Here is a 15,447-nt window from a genome sequence, read left to right as displayed (position 1 = left end):
AGCACCCACCGCCCTTTTCCATATTACTATGGCGGGTTTGCAGATGCTCGCCCCCAAACCGGACGTACACCTTTCAATGTATCCGGCTTTCCATTAATACCATGAACTTAGCCGTTATCCATTCGTTGCCTGCATTTTTCACATACGACAAGTGTTTTCCGGTTCCGTTTAATCATCAGACACTCCCAATCATTATCACCCTTTAGAGTTTTAAGATTTCGTACCTGAAGCATAGAAACTTCCCCTTTGGCACCGCATAGCTCACATTGGCAGGATTGAAGTCGCCTTATTAATGTTGGTTCTTTTACGCCAACATTGGTAAAGAACGGCTCTTTTTCTGAATAGAATTTACTTGTCCCTCTTTGATAGAAACCTTTATTATAGAATATCCGGTACTTGGTCTTTCCATTTTTGTCGATATAGGGTACTGCAAAATTCTTGTCTTTTTTGTATTGACTGATCACTTTGCTTACCGTACTGTTCAGTTTTTGGGAAAGAGTCTTGTACATACTGTATTCCATGATATGATAAAAGTTGTACAGGTTGCAGCTGTTACTGGCTATGGAATAATAGTTATACAGTCCTTGGATTTCCGCATTGTATTGCGTGACTATATCCAAAATGGAGTTATTGGTGATTCTTTTACGGGCTTTAGGCTTCCAAATGGTTTTGCCTTTATACCTCTCAAAATCGAGTACATCATATTGTTGAAGTTTCTTTTTCATCACTTCTGATGTGATTTTCAGTACCACCTTGTTATTATGGATTCTTGCATATATATTCGACTTAGTTTTCTCTATATTGTCTGATTGGCGGACAAATATATCGTATCCTAAGAATTTTGCAGGCTTCCGGGCATTGGTTATCAAAGTCTTGTCTTCTGACAGTTCAAGCCTGAGATTATTTTGCATCCACTGAGCTATCTTTTCTTTCGTTTCTTGACAATCTTTTTGACTTCCGATTATTCCGATCAGAAAATCGTCTGCGTACCTGATGTAACGCATCCTCCGGAAGTTACTATCCATAGGGTCTCCACTTGGCATTTTCCTTATCTGTTTCTCGTATTCTTTAACTTGCTCTAACTTCTCTGTTTTTACTTTTTCATCTTTTTCTGTTTCAATGGACTTTAACAGCAGACACTTTTTACTATATAATTTGTTGGTTTTCGGGAACATCCGTCTCTTTCTGCCTCCTTTACGGAATACATCACACATTCTTTGCATATATTTATCGAACTTGTCGAGGTATATATTAGCTAATATCGGGCTAATAATGCCACCTTGTGGAGTTCCACTATATGTTCTGTGGAATTTCCAGTTCTCTAAATATCCCGCACGAAGGAACTTTCTGATCAGGCGGATAAAGCGTCCGTCATCTATCTTTTCCTTGAGGATGTTTATCAGGACTTCATGGTTTATATTGTCGAAGAACCCTTTAATGTCCCCTTCAATAAACCATTTGGTTCCTGTATATTCACGCTTGATAGCCAGCAGGGCTGTGTGACAACTCCTTTCAGGGCGGAATCCGTGGGATGTATTGGAAAAACCATCTTCATAGATTGCCTCCAGTACCATTCTTGTCACCTCCTGCACCAGTTTGTCATCAAAAGAGGGTATTCCAAGGGGACGCATTTTACCGTTCTTCTTTGGTATATACACTCTCTTAGCCGGATGTGGCTGATATGTCTCATCTTTTAATAAGGCTATCAGTGCCTCAATACGAGGTACGCTCATCCGGTCAGCCGTTTTCCCGTCAGTCCCGGCTGTCATATTGCCCACTTTAGCGTAGATGTTTTGGTAGGCAACATAAAACATTTCTGTATTGAATAAAATCCGATACAACCGTTTATATTTATAGTTCAAAGTGTTGCTGTGTTCAGCTAAGCTTTTTAATACTCTTTCTGGATTTCTCATAATGTCTCTCACATTTTCCGTTAATTGTATTAAGATATTAACTGCCTCCCTTCGCCATGTATGAGGCTTTCCCTCACTCGGACTACTACGGAGGCTCCGTTGCCATGACGGATATTCAGAGGACAATACCTCATAGCCTGATAACAGGCGTTCCGGTTTAGGCAATCCCCATTTAGATATGTATCAACTATTGGCGCGATGAATTGTCGGATATGGCATTCAACCTTTCCGCTTATTGCGGCTATGTTGTGATAAGTTCTTGCCGTAAACTCGCCAATCCGATAAGCCACGGTATCACAAAAAGACGTTTATAAATATCTTACGCCTTTACCTACAGATGAGTCATAGGTCTACCATTCTATCAATCCAGACATTATCCTCATATTCATCTTTTCATCTTGCCGTTCAGTCGCAACTTGATATTTAGTTGACTTACGGCTTTCCCGACATGCTACACTCCCTGTCCCGTTTCCGTTTCAGATAAGTCGGGTGATGATAGGTGTTTAGAACTCTTACCTAATCTCTTGCCAAAGAGATATTTGATACATATCCTTATGGGCGCACGCTGGCTCTATAGTACGTTTTCCGTCCAATGTTAAAGTAGGGAAGTACACCTTTTGCCCGATAGCGTTGTAGGGTTCTGAAAGATGCTTTTAGCAAAAAGGCTAAGTCTTGATTATCTAACAGTTTATCGTTTTCATCCAACACTTTGTCTGTATTAATAAGAGATTGCAGGTTTTGACCTATCTCAGCTAGTTTCTTCGATAGCTTCTCCATCCACTTATCGAAGTTTTCGTTATCTATATACATTTTGCTTTACTATTAAATTGAACATTAAGAATACCAATCGATTGATGAAGCAAAGTTCGGAAAATGAATGCAAATAAATTAGGGGAGTAGATATACTACACCCCTAACAATTGTTGATAAGTGGTTGATTTATAGATAACCTTTCTTTTTATTTTCTTCGGAAATAACTTTCCGAAGTATATCCAAAAACTCGGTGCGCTTATTGGCTTTCCGACAGATCACATTCTCATGCTTTTTGTGAATATCTCCCAGTTTAATATTGAATAGATACTCAAAGGCTCGTCCGATTTCTGTAAGTGGTGATTTTGTTCCGTTGTGGGTTACAACTCTTTTAGATAGGAACAATCCGCTAACCAGTTCCATGATTTCTATAAGATAGGTTTCATCTGTTAGATAAAGTGGTGAGAGTGGATAGTTGTTTTTTCGATTCTGGAACGGAGTTGGGTATTGGATTTTTAGATTCAGCAGTTCCAGTTCAGCGTTAATAATCGCCAGTGCCTTTTGTATAAACCACTTTTTAAGCACATTTTTCCCCCTGCCCGTAAAGAGGTGTTGTTTCAAGTGAAGCTATCTCAATACGGGTAGCTGCAAGAATACGATAAGTAGTAGAATAATCATTTTCATTACTCACGGTTCTAATTTGTTCGATAAACTCGTCATAGGCATTTTGAATCACATTGTTATCGACTTCTTCTTTAGACTTTTCAATCAAAAGTTTGAAAAGTTCTGTTCTCAATAGTTTGTTCATAAGCATGATTTTAAATAGTAAATAAAATTAATAAATATATAGTTTACATTTAATATGCTTATTTGTGATAATGGTTTATAATCAAACTATTACAGTTCTGATATACAAATATTAATTGTTTGCAGCATATTCATAATATCAAGTCCTGTAATATCTTCGCTCTCTATGCGTAAAACTTTCTTCTAATCCTCAAGTCCACGTTCCACTTATGGATCTGCGAGTATTGAGCAAATAAATATTTTTATTCTTTCTATTTCTACTTCGGTCATAATAGAAGTTCGGAAAATTCAAACATCTCTATCATTGCTACTGGCTTTCATCATATATCACTTCCTTTATTATTCAATTTTTCTAAAAAGACTGTTATCGCATCATATCTTAGATTTGAAACAGAACATGTCACTTTGGTAATCTTTCTCGTAACAAATTTTTCTATGAAATTCATCTTGTTGAACAGAAACTCACCACCCAATATTGCTTCAGCGAGAGCGTTTGAGTGTAGATATTCGGGGAAAGCGTTTTTTAGTTGCTCAACCTCTTGATTATCATTCATTCCACAAATGAATAATGCTATAACCTTCTGCTCTAATTGAGTACGGTTCATATTGCAAAATTTACTCATCAATTTCCCTGGATGACCAGCGTAAATAGAAGTTCCAAGAATAATTCTATCATAATCTTGAATATCAGGATTGTAGAACTCTTTCAATGATATATACTCCGGTTCAGGGCTTAACTTTTCTCCTATAAGATGTGCAACCCTTTCAGTCGTTCCATGCTTTGAATAGTAGATTATTGCTGTTTTCATAAATTCTCTCTCAATCCACAGTTACCTTGAAACGACATTTTTCTGCGCCACCCAAAATAGTTTCGATTATTTCCACACTGATATGTTTATCGGGCAGTAAATTTCCGATAATATATAGTATGCTCTGGCGTGAGCATTCGCAATGTGATGCATCTTTTACTTTTCTGCTTGCCACGTCGGGACAGACACACGCAGGGTAACCGATTTCATAAATGTGTCCTTCTTCAATGGTCTTTGCATTAAGCCACTCAGTATTCCCATATCGTCTGTACTGTTCGTCCAAACAGCGACCACACGCTTCAAATTGCTCTCTTTGCATGGGCAATATCGTATCCTTGACACAACGTATCGCCTTATCTCTATAATTCATATTGTCTTCTTTTTTGTTCATTCTCTATTTATTGATTAAAATATTTTATACATCTTTCTTCATAACAGGGATATAAATATTCGTTATCAGTTCCGAAGCAGGAGTTTTATTAGGTGTATTGATATAAGTCTCAAAGGTAAATGGTTCTCGTAAGGTATAGTCACTTGCAGATAGCCAGTCAAGGTAGATATAACGATATACCCTATTTAACTCATGGTACAATCCTTTAAAACGAAATATGGCATATTCACCCGCAGGAATTTCATATATACCGAAGCCCTTAGGTGTTTCAAATGATTGTGGCAAAGTTACTCCAACCATAAAACGGCTCTGTTCTTCCGCCGTAATAAAAGGATAATCAAGAGTCAGACTTAAATACTTGCATCCTTTTTGCAATAATTCGTAGCTTTCGGAGAATTGTAATAACTGTTTCCATAAGAGAGAAAAACTATAGCTAACATTATGTGTTCGCTCCAATTTTAAACATGCGATACGAATGTCAGGTACTTTTTCAATACTTAATTCCACTCGTATGGGGTTTATTCCCTCAGGGCAAGCAGTTGAATGTCTTTTACGAAATTCGGGGATAGAACAATTAAAATACCTCTTGAACGCTCTTGAAAGCGTATGCTTATTTTGATAATTGATTTGACAAAGAAGTTCGGGTACACTTACATCAGTTGATATCAACTTAAAGGCAATGTACTCCAATCTTAATCGCCGGATATAATCTCCAAGGCTATCACCACAGACTGCTTTAAAAAGACGTCGGAAATGATATTTGGACATACCTGCAACTTGAGAAAGCTTCTCGGAATCAAGATCATCAAACAAATGACAATTGATATATTCCTGCACTCTTATGACTAACTCGTATTGAATATGAGCGGTATTAATCTTTTGCTTCCACCTTTTGATTTCAGGTAATCGTTTGGACATAATTTCCCTCAATTCCGATGAAGTATGCTTTATTCCAACCTCTTTATAATATTCTTCGGGGAAAAGCCCCCAAAGGTAGATGAGGTAATCCATTGAAAAGTCATATAGCTTAACTCCATTTTTCAGGCAGTAATCACAATATTCCTCATTATGGTCTGCCCTAAGATTGGTATAGTCAATATCCAAAGGGATTCCACAAGTTTGGCAATATTTCGTTTCAGTATTGATTTCCATAAACTTTCTATTATTGAGTGCAAAGTTACTCAATATGTTATGCAAAAAGTTACCATAAATAGCCTTCTTTCATTTTAATTTGCCATCATAAAACTTTCTAAGTCTATTTTCCAAGGATTTAGAAAATCAAAAAGAGTTATTCCTATTTTAGGGCTGAGTTGTAATCTCCAGAACATATATGGATAAGCATATGCTCGTTGGCTAAACTATTGCTTTTTACGTGGCGGCAATATATTGAGTAGTTGTACTTTTTAAGTATTGTATCTAAATCTGTTTTTGTATCTGTTTATAAATTAGCTACTTAATCAATTGTATATCTATAGGATGTAAATGCATAAAGCTACTTTTATATATGCCAGTATTGTCGCATGTATTATTATTGAATATGTTTCATTACTCATCTGGCAATTATCTTATTGGTTTTAATATTTAGTCAATACTGGACTTACTATGCCATCCCTAGACTGTTTTGAAAACGGCTCATGATTTTTCTTTCATTTGCTGGTGAAAGTTAAATCAACATGTTTTATAAACCATCTAAAATTGAAAGTATGGAAATAGTTACCATTGAAAAAAGAACCTTCTTATATGTCTGTGAGAGGTTCATCGAGTTTACCAAACGGATAGAGAGTTTATGCAATACTCATGTACAAAAAGTAGAGAACTGGCTAGATAGCCAAGAAGTTTGCCTGTTGTTAGGTTTTAGTAAACGAACCTTGCAGTATTATCGGAGTAGCGGAAAGTTGCCGTATTCTCAAATAGGTAATAAAATTTATTATAAACCTGCTGATATTGAAAAGGTTATTGCAGATAGTAAAATACAGAATCAATCATCTAAACAAATTATGCCTTATGAAAAGAGCTAAAGAAGATTATCCGTCTTTCAATCTATTTTCTATTGTCGGCACATGGGAAAGTATTAATCTGAATCCAACGGTTATTATCTATCGGAGCGAAAAAGATTATCTTCTTTCTATTATATATGTATCGGACACTACCAAACAGGCTTCGCCCGCTACGTATGAGATACAAAAAGATGGTAGTCGGTATTTTATTGCCATTGTATCTAAACGGCTCTATATTGATTATGATCCGGCAAAAGATGTACTTAGCATTTCGTCACTGGGTAACTATCTGCGTAACTAACTTATTAACCAACTAATCATATAACTGATTAGCTATCTAGCAATCTAGAAATCAATATTTCAATAAAACAATCTTTCAATCATGGAACTAATAAATAAAGATACACCACAAGTCAAAGAATTTATTTCTTCGCTCGATTCAATGCTGAAAGGCATTGAAATTATAGTAAAGCACTACAAGCCCCACCTGAACGGAGAACGTTTTCTTTCTAGCCATGAAGTTTCCAAGAAACTGAATGTCAGTTTGCGAACCTTGCAAGAATGGCGAGATACGGGATTAATCTCCTTCATTCAGATAAAAGGCAAAATCATCTACCGCCAAAGTGATATTGACAAACTGCTCCAAAAGCACTACTTTGAAAGTTGGAAGGAATAACCTGCCACTCTCAAAACATTGTTTTTCGGAATTTAATTTGAATCATTGACTTATCCAGTGAAGTATTTAGTCTGTGCAAGTCTTTAGATGAAAATACGCTCGAACATAGTGAGAGGAAGATTTTCATCTAAACCGAAGGCTTGGACTTGAACAGGCTAAATGCGGAACTTACCTTTGTCAATGTTTCATATTGAGTTCTGAAAAACTTACTTTAAAAGAAAATGAATTTTGAAAAGTAATTTATATATGGATATAGTAGCAATAGAAAGAGTTTCCTTCGATTCTTTTAGAAAGAAGCTGGAACAGATTATATCATTGGCAGATAATACTTCTTTATCTCCCTCTGATATGTGTATTGAGAAAGAATGGATAGAAGGCAAGACATTGGCAGCTTCGCTAAATATTTCTCTGCGAATATTACAGTCTTTACGTGAGAGTGGCAAACTTTCTTTTTCGACAGTTGGCAAGAAAGTATATTATAAGGTTGCCGAAGTACAAAAATTATTGGATTCAGGTAGAATAAAAGTAACCACTAAAGAATAATTGCTTATGGATTTGTACACGAATGAGGATAGCAAAGAATTATTGCAATCTTTAGATAGGGCTTTACCTTATATAGAATATGCATTGAAGAATAATAAACCCATGTTTGAGGGTGAACGGTATCTGACAAGTGAAGAACTTTGTTCCATTCTCAAAATCAGCCGTAGAACTTTACAGTATCATCGGGATGATGGTATTTTCCCTTTTATTCAATTGCCGGGCAAAGTGCTGTTTCGTGAATCGGATATTAGGAAGGTTTTGGATGATAGGTTTCGTTCTGCCTATAATATAGAAGATTATTCTCTTTAGTCTTTAATATGATGAAGAAGGAGAAACGGCTACCGTCCGAATGGATTGGGTAGCCGTTTTCATCTTTAGGTGGTTTTAGTAGAGAAGTTCTCCCGTACATTCTGCATATCTCGAAGAATACTCTGATCTAATACTTTTGCGTACCGTTGTGTCATTTTCGTATTGGTATGACCGAGCATCTTAGATACATTTTCCAATGATACATTGTTAGCTAGCGTAACGACAGTCGAAAAAGTATGACGTCCTGTATGAGTGGTCAGGTTCTTCTTAATTCCGCAGAAATCAGCTATTTCCTTCAAATAACTGTTTGCCTTTTGGTTGCATGGAACGGGTAATAATGTACCTTTCTTTTCACAAAGCGGATAGCCCTTGTATTTATCCAATATAGCTAACGGAATATCCAAGAGTGGAATGTTACACATGATTTTTGTCTTTTGGCGAGCCTTTCTTATCCAGATGTTACCTTCATTATCTGTTACCAAATGTTCAGGCTTCAATTCGGAAACATCTATGAATGCTAATCCAGTCCAACACTGAAATAAGAAAATATCACGTACCAACTCCAAACGTGGCACATTGAAAACTTTAGTCCGTAAAATTTCTAATTCTTCTTTGGTTAGAAACTCCTTATGTACTTCCTGCTCATGAAAATGGATATTCATAAACGGATTCTTATCTATCCAGTCATTTGCAAGAGCCATGTTAGTAATCTTCTTGACTACTTTCATGTAGCGGATAACGGTATTTTCTTGCAGATTCTTTTTTGATTTCAAGAAATGAATATAATCCTGAATGATGGCATTATTTATTTCTTTCATTGGAATATCCTTTAGATGATACTGTTTTAGAAGCATTTCTTTAAAATACTTCAAGCATGTATCAAAACGGGAGATAGTGACCTTTGCATAATCTTTGCCTATCAGTTCCCGACATTTGTCGTTGTGTTCTTGGAATACTTCAAAGAACATCTTATGCTTTTCATCCAGTCCGAGAAAACGTCTTTTAATCTCCATCGGATTAATTAGTTTGTTTTCATTTTCCAAAGTTCGATGAATCTCATACAAGCGTAATTTTACTGATTCCAGATAACGGTTTACTTCTACAGATTTAGAATCTTTACCTGTACACCGTTCTTTGGCTTGCGACCAAAGTTTGGGCTTGACAGTTCGTTTTAGCTGCATTTCAGCTAATTGACCTTGAATAGTTATCCGCAACATGATAGGTGTTTCACCTGATTTTACTGTTCTTGTTTTGCGGATGAAGAACAGCACGTTGAAAGTCTGTCGTTTCATACTCTAAAAATTAATGTTTAAAGTTACTGAATCGTGCAGAATAGCAAGAATCAAACGATAAGACAATCAACGACTTACGGTACAATTCGTGGACATTTTTTTCGAGACTAAAATTGTCCACGATTTAGCACTACGAAAGTGCGTTATTTTGCCAAAAATATGCGGATTGGGAGAAAAAGAAAATCCCTGAAATGTTTAATTTTCAGGGATTTACCAAATTTGAAGTCTTTTAAAAGTGGTGCCACCAGGAATCGAACCGGGGACACAAGGATTTTCAGTCCTTTGCTCTACCAACTGAGCTATGGCACCTTTTTGGTTTGCGGATGCAAAGGTAGTGAAACTTTTGAATCTTGCAAATAAAAAGAAAAGAAAAAGCACTGATAATGCTACTTTGTATTAATTATCAGTGCCTTATAAATTAATTATTTTTCTTTTAATGGATTCCAGCCTTGTGCTTTTAGCTCAAATTCTTGTCCATCGCGAGTAATGAGTGCGCATCCCAGTTCCGGTTTGGTAATATGCCCGATTAGTTTTACTCCTTCCATAGCCGATACTTTTTCATGGTCGGCAATGGGAACAGTGAAAAGTAATTCATAATCTTCGCCACCATTCATCGCGCAAGTTGTCAGATTCATGTTGAATTCTTCTGCCATGACTGCAGTTTGATAATCTATTGGGATATGTTCTTCATAAACGCGGCAACCTGCATTACTTTGGGTACAGATATGCATAAGTTCGGAAGATAGTCCGTCGGAAATATCCATCATAGCAGTAGGTTTAATATTCAATTCCGATAGTTTTTGAATAATGTCTCCTCTTGCTTCCGGCTTTAGTTGTCGTTCGAGAAGATATTCCTTTCCTGCAAAATCAGGTTGGGCATCTTTTTCTCCTTTGAATACAGTCTTTTCCCGCTCCAAAAGTTGGAGCCCCATATAGGCAGCACCTAAATCTCCTGTTACGCAAATAAGATCTGTTTCCTTAGCTCCATTACGGTATACAACTTTATCCTTATCTGCTTCTCCTATGCAAGTTATGCTGATTGCCAATCCCGTAAGAGACGAGGTTGTGTCTCCCCCCACTATATCTACATTGTGAAGGTTACATGCTAAACGTAAACCTGCATAGAACTCTTCCATATCCTCTATGCAAAAACGTTTGGAAAGAGCAATGGATACAGTCATCTGTCGAGGCGTACCGTTCATGGCATAAATATCCGAGATATTAACAATTGCTGCTTTGTATCCTAAATGTTTCAGAGGAACATAAGTAAGATCAAAATGTACACCCTCCATTAATAAGTCAGTGGTAACAAGTACCTGTTTATCCGGATATTCCAATACGGCAGCATCATCGCCTACGCCATATTTTGTGGAACTGTTTTTGAACTCGATCCCTTGAGTCAGGTGTTTGATAAGCCCGAATTCTCCTAAAGTTGAAATTTCTGTTCTATTCGTTTCCTGCATATGTTTTATGGTTTTTATGCTTTGTTGATAAGCTCACGCATGATGGTCGTCATTTTAGGTTGAGCTGCGTCAGCCGCTTTCTGAACCTCCTCGTGAGAAACTTCAACAATTTTGCCTTCTACTCCCAAGTCCGTGATTACGGAAACGCCGAATACTTTAATTCCACAATGGTTAGCGACGATGACTTCAGGAACTGTAGACATACCTACTGCATCGGCTCCCATGATGTGGAATAACCTGTATTCTGCCGGAGTCTCGAAAGTCGGCCCTTGGGTGCCTAAATAAACACCCTGCTGTACCTTAATTCCTTTTTCTTTAGCAATTTCTAACGCTTTATTGATAAGTTCTTTGGAGTATGCTTCGCTCATATCCGGGAAACGTGGCCCGTAAGGAATGTTTTTCCCACGGAGCGGATGCTCAGGGAAATAGTTGATATGGTCGGTGATAATCATCAAATCTCCTATTTCGAAATCAGGATTTGTTCCGCCGCTGGCATTAGATACAAAAAGTGTTTTTATACCTAATTCTCTCATCACGCGTACAGGAAAAGTAACTTCTTTCATGGAATATCCTTCATAGAAGTGGAAACGTCCCTGCATTGCCATAATGTCTTTATTGCCTAACTTACCAAAGATCAGTTTTCCACTATGGCCTTCTACTGTTGAAACAGGAAAATTAGGAATATCTTCATATTTTATTTCATATTTCTCAGTTATCTCTCCGGCTAAACTGCCTAAACCTGTTCCCAAAATAATAGCTGTTTCAGGACTTGTATGCATTCTCTCTCTTAGATAGGATGCTGTTTCTTTTATTTTTTCTAACATAGCCTATAATGTTTTGGTTAAAACTATCTTGTTGGTTTTGTAAAAATTCTATTTCTATAGGGAGAACATATATGTACTTTTTTAGTTCATCGCTGAAGTGGGGTGAGCAAGTTAATCGTGCTGCATCTTTTTCTGTGGTGACGATGATTTTCTTTTCTCCTGGCATAGACTCGAAGCGTTTTGTTAATAGGTCAACATCTTCTTTATTGAAAAAATGATGATCCGGAAACGATAGGGATTCAATCGTCGATGTATATGCTTCCAAGTCTCTTATGATTTGCTTGGGAGATGCGATACCTGTAAATAACAATATGTTATCGTCTTTAGATAAGCTCGATAACGGTTTGACTTTATTTTCCGGTGATTGAACTATTGGAGTTAAGTCTCCGTATTTTAATATTGAAAAATAAAGTTGTTGATACGGATACAGATCCAGCTGTTTAGATAATATCCGATATTCCATTGGTTTAATATTAGTCGGGCATTTGGTTATGATGACGATATTGGCGCGATGTTTACCGGATGCCGGTTCGCGCAGGCGGCCGGCCGGTAACAAGGCGTCATTACATATTAAACGATGATAATCTATCAGCAAAATGTTGATGCCCGGTTGTACATAGCGGTGCTGAAAAGCGTCGTCCAAGAGTATGACCTCTACATTGGGGGCAATGTCTTCGCGGCTCAGTAACTCTATGCCATGGCGACGATCCTTATCGACGGCCATATATATATCCGGAAACTTTTGTTTTATCTGGTAGGGTTCATCTCCCGATTGCTCGGCAGAAGTGTCGAGCCCGATTAATTGAAAGCCTGTGGATTTGCGCTTGTATCCTCTGCTTAATACGGCAACCTTAAAATCCTTTTGTAGTAATCTTATCAAATATTCTGTGTGGGGAGTCTTTCCTGTCCCCCCAACAGTGATGTTTCCGATGGAGATGACGGGTATATCATAAGCTGTAGAATGGAGTATTCCCCAATCAAACAGCTTATTGCGCAATCTTACTCCTATTCCGTATAAAAACGCAACAGGATAAAGCCACCGGTCTATTTTGATAAAATTATCTTCCATGAGTTTATTTGACGTTTAAATCAAATGGCATGCGTGCTTGCATAAAATCCGTTTTTTCCAGATTCTTGATAAAACTGAATCCTTTATAATAATCTCCAAAGCAATTTTCTAGTTTGGAATTAATATAATCGGATGTCTTCTTGTTCATGAGCGATGAGAAAAAGTCTTCTTTAGCTGGATGGGTTATGATGGTATAATTCTCGATGCCGGCTTTGTTGACTGCGATTTCTATTGCTCTGTCCAGTCCTCCTAACTCATCGACTAAACCGATTTCTTTCGCTTTTTCTCCTGTCCATACACGCCCTTCTGCTATTTTCTCAATATCTTCTATTGACATATTTCTTCCATTGGCACAACGGGTAACGAATAGTTTATAACCATTATTGATACTCATCTGGATCAAAGCTTGTTCGTCACTATTCAATCCACGTCCTAATGCCCCTAAATCTGAGAATTTATTGGTTTTTACTATGTCGAAGTTTAATCCGATTTTATCCGTCAGGCCTTTCACGTTAGGCATCATGCCGAAAATACCGATAGAGCCGGTCAGAGTCGTCGGTTGTGCTACAATGCTGTCGGCAGCGCAAGAAATATAATAACCGCCCGATGCGGCATAATCTCCCATAGAAACAATAACGGGCTTTTTCTCTTTCAACAAACGCACTTCATTCCATATTTGCTCGGAACCAAAAGCGCTTCCGCCCGGAGAGTTTACGCGCATGACTACCGCTTTTACATTGTCATCTTCTCTCAGTTTGCGGAGGTCTTTGATTACTTTTTTAGAAACAATACCTTCATTGTCGTTCATATTGTCTATATCGCCGTATGCGTAGTAAACAGCAACGATATTGCCACTCTTGTCTTTAGGCACATTTTTCTTTATGTTAACCATCTCGCTGAGGTTCAAAGTTCTGACATTATCGTCGTCTTCAAGTTGAAGTAATTGTTTCAAATAATTTCTGACCCCGTCTTTATATACTAAGGTATCCACCATTTTGCAATCAATGAATTCTTTTGCCGGGTGATACATCAGCATACGGTCGGCGTATGCGTTAAGTGAATCGGTAGGAATCTCTCTTGATGAAGATACGTCGCTTAATAATTTATTCCAGATGGAGTTGACAAATGCAGTCACTTGTTCACGGTTGGCAGGGCTCATTTCCGTACTGATAAATGGTTCTACTGCTGATTTATATGTGCCGACCTTGAATATTTGCATTTCAATACCTAATTTTTGTAGCAGGTCTTTATAGAAGATGGGCTGAGAAGCCAAACCTTTCCAATCAATGGAACCTTGCGGATTCAGCATGATTTTATCGGCAACGCTTGATAAATAATACAGTCCCTGTGTGTAGTTGTCTGCGTATGCCACAATGAACTTGCCGCTTTCCTTAAAATCAAGCAACGCATTTCTGATCTCTTCCAAAGAAGCAAAAGAGGTGTTTAAAAAAGAGGCTTGTAAATAAATACCTTTTATTTCATCCGTTTCTTTAGCCTTTTTGATTGCTGTTAGGATATCATCCAAACCATATGTGTTGAAGTCATCTCCAAAGAATTGTGTGAAAGGGTTGTCTTCAGACCGTTCAATCAGATTTCCATTCAAATCAAGAAACATAATAGAATTACTTTTGACTGGAGTCTCGGTTTCGGATGAAGCCACTATTCCAAAAATACTTATTACTCCGATAAGGAAAAATAAGAATACGGATAAGACAATGCCGGTGATGGTGGCAAGTGTAAATTTAAGAAAATCATTCATGATCTTTTTATTTTGTATTGAATATTTCTTTTATTAAATGTAAGCAAAGGTAGCAGTTTGAAATGATAAGTCCAAAGATTCAGGAAATAATCTGCTTATAGATAGAGAATTTGAAAACTATTTTCCCTTCTTGTTTGTTATACTTATAAAGTATAAAAATGTAATAAATACAAATATGGAAAGAAATTTTAAAGATGTTTTGAAACACAGAAGGAGTTATTATACTATCGGCAATGGTTCTCCGGTACCTGATAAAGAAATAGAAGATGTTTTGACAACTGCAGTGGAATATGTGCCTTCTGCTTTTAATTCTCAATCGACGCGATTGGTGCTTTTGTTGGGCAAGGATCATAAGAAACTGTGGGAGATTGTGAAAGAAACGCTTCGTAAAATACTTCCCGCAGAACAATTTACTCAAACGGAAAGTAAAATTGATAAGAGTTTTGCTTCCGGTTACGGTACGGTTTTGTTCTTTGAAGATGAAACAGTAGTGAAAAGTTTACAGGAGAGTTTCCCTTCTTACGAGGCAAAATTCCCGGTTTGGTCTGAGCAAACCTCTGCAATGCACCAACTGGCAGTTTGGTCGATGCTTGAAGATTTAGGATTTGGAGCATCTTTGCAGCACTATAATCCTTTGATTGATGAGGACGTTCGTAAAACCTGGAATTTGCCTTCGAGTTGGACACTGGTGGCTGAAATGCCTTTCGGTTTGCCGGTTCAGTCTCCCGGTGAAAAAGAAATAAAACCTTTAGAGGATAGGATACTTGTTTTTAAGAGTTGATTTATTTCCTCTTTTTCCACTCCGTTATATATATTTATATTTATATAAATATAAATATATATAG

At 37.2% G+C, this 15,447-nt stretch carries 17 protein-coding genes, 1 tRNA gene and 1 pseudogene; 6 read left to right on the top strand and 13 right to left on the bottom strand.

Annotated elements, in window-relative coordinates; translation table 11 throughout:
* Window positions 1–107 precede the first annotated feature (107 nt).
* The 7 genes and pseudogenes from DXB63_RS14960 to DXB63_RS14920 form a co-directional block, all read right to left on the bottom strand.
* Window positions 108–1,913, bottom strand: coding sequence for a reverse transcriptase/maturase family protein (locus DXB63_RS14960; RefSeq protein WP_122127207.1), 1,806 nt, complete (start codon window positions 1,911–1,913; stop codon window positions 108–110).
* A 564-nt stretch (window positions 1,914–2,477) separates the two neighbouring features.
* A pseudogene (locus DXB63_RS14950) lies at window positions 2,478–2,723 on the bottom strand (helix-turn-helix domain-containing protein); the annotation flags it as partial.
* Window positions 2,724–2,852: 129 nt separating this feature from the next.
* Window positions 2,853–3,284, bottom strand: coding sequence for an RteC domain-containing protein (locus tag DXB63_RS14945; RefSeq protein ID WP_122127205.1), 432 nt, complete (start codon window positions 3,282–3,284; stop codon window positions 2,853–2,855).
* Window positions 3,241–3,471 carry a hypothetical protein gene (locus tag DXB63_RS14940; RefSeq protein WP_122127239.1) on the bottom strand — a complete coding sequence of 77 codons (231 nt, stop codon included), beginning with the start codon at window positions 3,469–3,471 and terminating at the stop codon, window positions 3,241–3,243. Before DXB63_RS14940 ends, DXB63_RS14945 begins: the two co-directional genes overlap by 44 nt.
* 319 nt (window positions 3,472–3,790) lie before the next feature.
* Window positions 3,791–4,279, bottom strand: coding sequence for a flavodoxin domain-containing protein (locus DXB63_RS14930; RefSeq protein ID WP_122127204.1), 489 nt, complete (start codon window positions 4,277–4,279; stop codon window positions 3,791–3,793).
* 10 nt (window positions 4,280–4,289) lie between these two features.
* Window positions 4,290–4,649, bottom strand: coding sequence for a hypothetical protein (locus DXB63_RS14925; RefSeq protein ID WP_122127238.1), 360 nt, complete (start codon window positions 4,647–4,649; stop codon window positions 4,290–4,292).
* 45 nt (window positions 4,650–4,694) lie between these two features.
* Complete coding sequence (locus DXB63_RS14920) at window positions 4,695–5,822, bottom strand: GyrI-like domain-containing protein (protein WP_122127203.1); 1,128 nt, start codon at window positions 5,820–5,822, stop codon at window positions 4,695–4,697.
* Between the two features lie 551 nt (window positions 5,823–6,373).
* On the opposite strand from DXB63_RS14920, the gene DXB63_RS14915 reads away from it, so the two are divergent.
* The 5 genes from DXB63_RS14915 to DXB63_RS14895 all read left to right on the top strand — a co-directional run bounded on the left by DXB63_RS14915 (window position 6,374) and on the right by DXB63_RS14895 (window position 8,195).
* On the top strand, window positions 6,374–6,688 hold the full coding sequence (locus DXB63_RS14915; protein ID WP_122127237.1) for a helix-turn-helix domain-containing protein: 315 nt from the start codon (window positions 6,374–6,376) through the stop codon (window positions 6,686–6,688).
* Window positions 6,675–6,968, top strand: a complete 294-nt coding sequence (locus DXB63_RS14910) for a DUF3876 domain-containing protein (RefSeq protein ID WP_122127202.1) — start codon at window positions 6,675–6,677, stop codon at window positions 6,966–6,968. The genes DXB63_RS14915 and DXB63_RS14910 overlap by 14 nt, the downstream gene beginning before the upstream one ends.
* Window positions 6,969–7,049: 81 nt before the next feature.
* Entirely contained in the window at window positions 7,050–7,343 is a 294-nt protein-coding gene (locus DXB63_RS14905; protein ID WP_122127201.1) for a helix-turn-helix domain-containing protein, read from the top strand.
* Window positions 7,344–7,589: 246 nt separating this feature from the next.
* Window positions 7,590–7,886 (top strand): DNA-binding protein, encoded by a 297-nt coding sequence (locus DXB63_RS14900; protein WP_122127200.1) that lies wholly within the window; start codon window positions 7,590–7,592, stop codon window positions 7,884–7,886.
* A 6-nt stretch (window positions 7,887–7,892) separates the two neighbouring features.
* Complete coding sequence (locus DXB63_RS14895; protein ID WP_122127199.1) at window positions 7,893–8,195, top strand: helix-turn-helix domain-containing protein; 303 nt, start codon at window positions 7,893–7,895, stop codon at window positions 8,193–8,195.
* Between the two features lie 65 nt (window positions 8,196–8,260).
* On the opposite strand, the gene DXB63_RS14890 is transcribed toward DXB63_RS14895, so the two are convergent.
* The 6 genes from DXB63_RS14890 to sppA form a co-directional block, all read right to left on the bottom strand.
* Window positions 8,261–9,487 carry a site-specific integrase gene (locus tag DXB63_RS14890; RefSeq protein ID WP_122127198.1) on the bottom strand — a complete coding sequence of 409 codons (1,227 nt, stop codon included), beginning with the start codon at window positions 9,485–9,487 and terminating at the stop codon, window positions 8,261–8,263.
* Window positions 9,488–9,723: 236 nt separating this feature from the next.
* Window positions 9,724–9,796 (bottom strand) — tRNA-Phe (locus tag DXB63_RS14885).
* Between the two features lie 113 nt (window positions 9,797–9,909).
* On the bottom strand, window positions 9,910–10,950 hold the full coding sequence (gene thiL / locus DXB63_RS14880) for a thiamine-phosphate kinase (protein ID WP_122127197.1): 1,041 nt from the start codon (window positions 10,948–10,950) through the stop codon (window positions 9,910–9,912).
* Window positions 10,951–10,964: 14 nt separating this feature from the next.
* Window positions 10,965–11,774, bottom strand: a complete 810-nt coding sequence (locus tag DXB63_RS14875; protein ID WP_122127196.1) for a purine-nucleoside phosphorylase — start codon at window positions 11,772–11,774, stop codon at window positions 10,965–10,967.
* Window positions 11,713–12,843, bottom strand: a complete 1,131-nt coding sequence (gene lpxK / locus DXB63_RS14870) for a tetraacyldisaccharide 4'-kinase (RefSeq protein WP_122127195.1) — start codon at window positions 12,841–12,843, stop codon at window positions 11,713–11,715. Before lpxK ends, DXB63_RS14875 begins: the two co-directional genes overlap by 62 nt.
* A gap of 4 nt (window positions 12,844–12,847) precedes the next feature.
* Window positions 12,848–14,602, bottom strand: a complete 1,755-nt coding sequence (sppA, locus tag DXB63_RS14865; protein ID WP_122127194.1) for a signal peptide peptidase SppA — start codon at window positions 14,600–14,602, stop codon at window positions 12,848–12,850.
* A 175-nt stretch (window positions 14,603–14,777) separates the two neighbouring features.
* Between sppA and DXB63_RS14860 the strand changes: the two genes are divergently transcribed.
* A complete protein-coding gene (locus tag DXB63_RS14860) occupies window positions 14,778–15,383 on the top strand; it encodes a nitroreductase family protein (RefSeq protein ID WP_122127236.1) in 606 nt (201 codons plus the stop codon).
* Window positions 15,384–15,447: the final 64 nt, after the last annotated feature.

This window comes from Bacteroides sp. OM05-12, from assembly GCF_003438995.1.
Taxonomy (GTDB): Bacteria; Bacteroidota; Bacteroidia; order Bacteroidales; family Bacteroidaceae; genus Bacteroides.
This window is presented reverse-complemented; position numbering and strand designations above follow the sequence as displayed.

What these genes read in the sequence shown, in the direction of transcription:
- DXB63_RS14910 (WP_122127202.1), top strand. Translation starts at nt 6,675, where the DNA reads ATGAAAAGAGCTAAAGAAGATTATCCGTCTTTCAATCTATTTTCTATT.
- DXB63_RS14960 (WP_122127207.1), bottom strand. Translation starts at nt 1,913, where the DNA reads ATGAGAAATCCAGAAAGAGTATTAAAAAGCTTAGCTGAACACAGCAAC.
- DXB63_RS14860 (WP_122127236.1), top strand. Translation starts at nt 14,778, where the DNA reads ATGGAAAGAAATTTTAAAGATGTTTTGAAACACAGAAGGAGTTATTAT.
- thiL (WP_122127197.1), bottom strand. Translation starts at nt 10,950, where the DNA reads ATGCAGGAAACGAATAGAACAGAAATTTCAACTTTAGGAGAATTCGGG.
- DXB63_RS14930 (WP_122127204.1), bottom strand. Translation starts at nt 4,279, where the DNA reads ATGAAAACAGCAATAATCTACTATTCAAAGCATGGAACGACTGAAAGG.
- DXB63_RS14895 (WP_122127199.1), top strand. Translation starts at nt 7,893, where the DNA reads ATGGATTTGTACACGAATGAGGATAGCAAAGAATTATTGCAATCTTTA.
- DXB63_RS14925 (WP_122127238.1), bottom strand. Translation starts at nt 4,649, where the DNA reads ATGAATTATAGAGATAAGGCGATACGTTGTGTCAAGGATACGATATTG.
- DXB63_RS14905 (WP_122127201.1), top strand. Translation starts at nt 7,050, where the DNA reads ATGGAACTAATAAATAAAGATACACCACAAGTCAAAGAATTTATTTCT.
- DXB63_RS14940 (WP_122127239.1), bottom strand. Translation starts at nt 3,471, where the DNA reads ATGAACAAACTATTGAGAACAGAACTTTTCAAACTTTTGATTGAAAAG.
- DXB63_RS14875 (WP_122127196.1), bottom strand. Translation starts at nt 11,774, where the DNA reads ATGTTAGAAAAAATAAAAGAAACAGCATCCTATCTAAGAGAGAGAATG.
- sppA (WP_122127194.1), bottom strand. Translation starts at nt 14,602, where the DNA reads ATGAATGATTTTCTTAAATTTACACTTGCCACCATCACCGGCATTGTC.
- DXB63_RS14890 (WP_122127198.1), bottom strand. Translation starts at nt 9,487, where the DNA reads ATGAAACGACAGACTTTCAACGTGCTGTTCTTCATCCGCAAAACAAGA.
- DXB63_RS14920 (WP_122127203.1), bottom strand. Translation starts at nt 5,822, where the DNA reads ATGGAAATCAATACTGAAACGAAATATTGCCAAACTTGTGGAATCCCT.
- lpxK (WP_122127195.1), bottom strand. Translation starts at nt 12,843, where the DNA reads ATGGAAGATAATTTTATCAAAATAGACCGGTGGCTTTATCCTGTTGCG.
- DXB63_RS14900 (WP_122127200.1), top strand. Translation starts at nt 7,590, where the DNA reads ATGGATATAGTAGCAATAGAAAGAGTTTCCTTCGATTCTTTTAGAAAG.
- DXB63_RS14915 (WP_122127237.1), top strand. Translation starts at nt 6,374, where the DNA reads ATGGAAATAGTTACCATTGAAAAAAGAACCTTCTTATATGTCTGTGAG.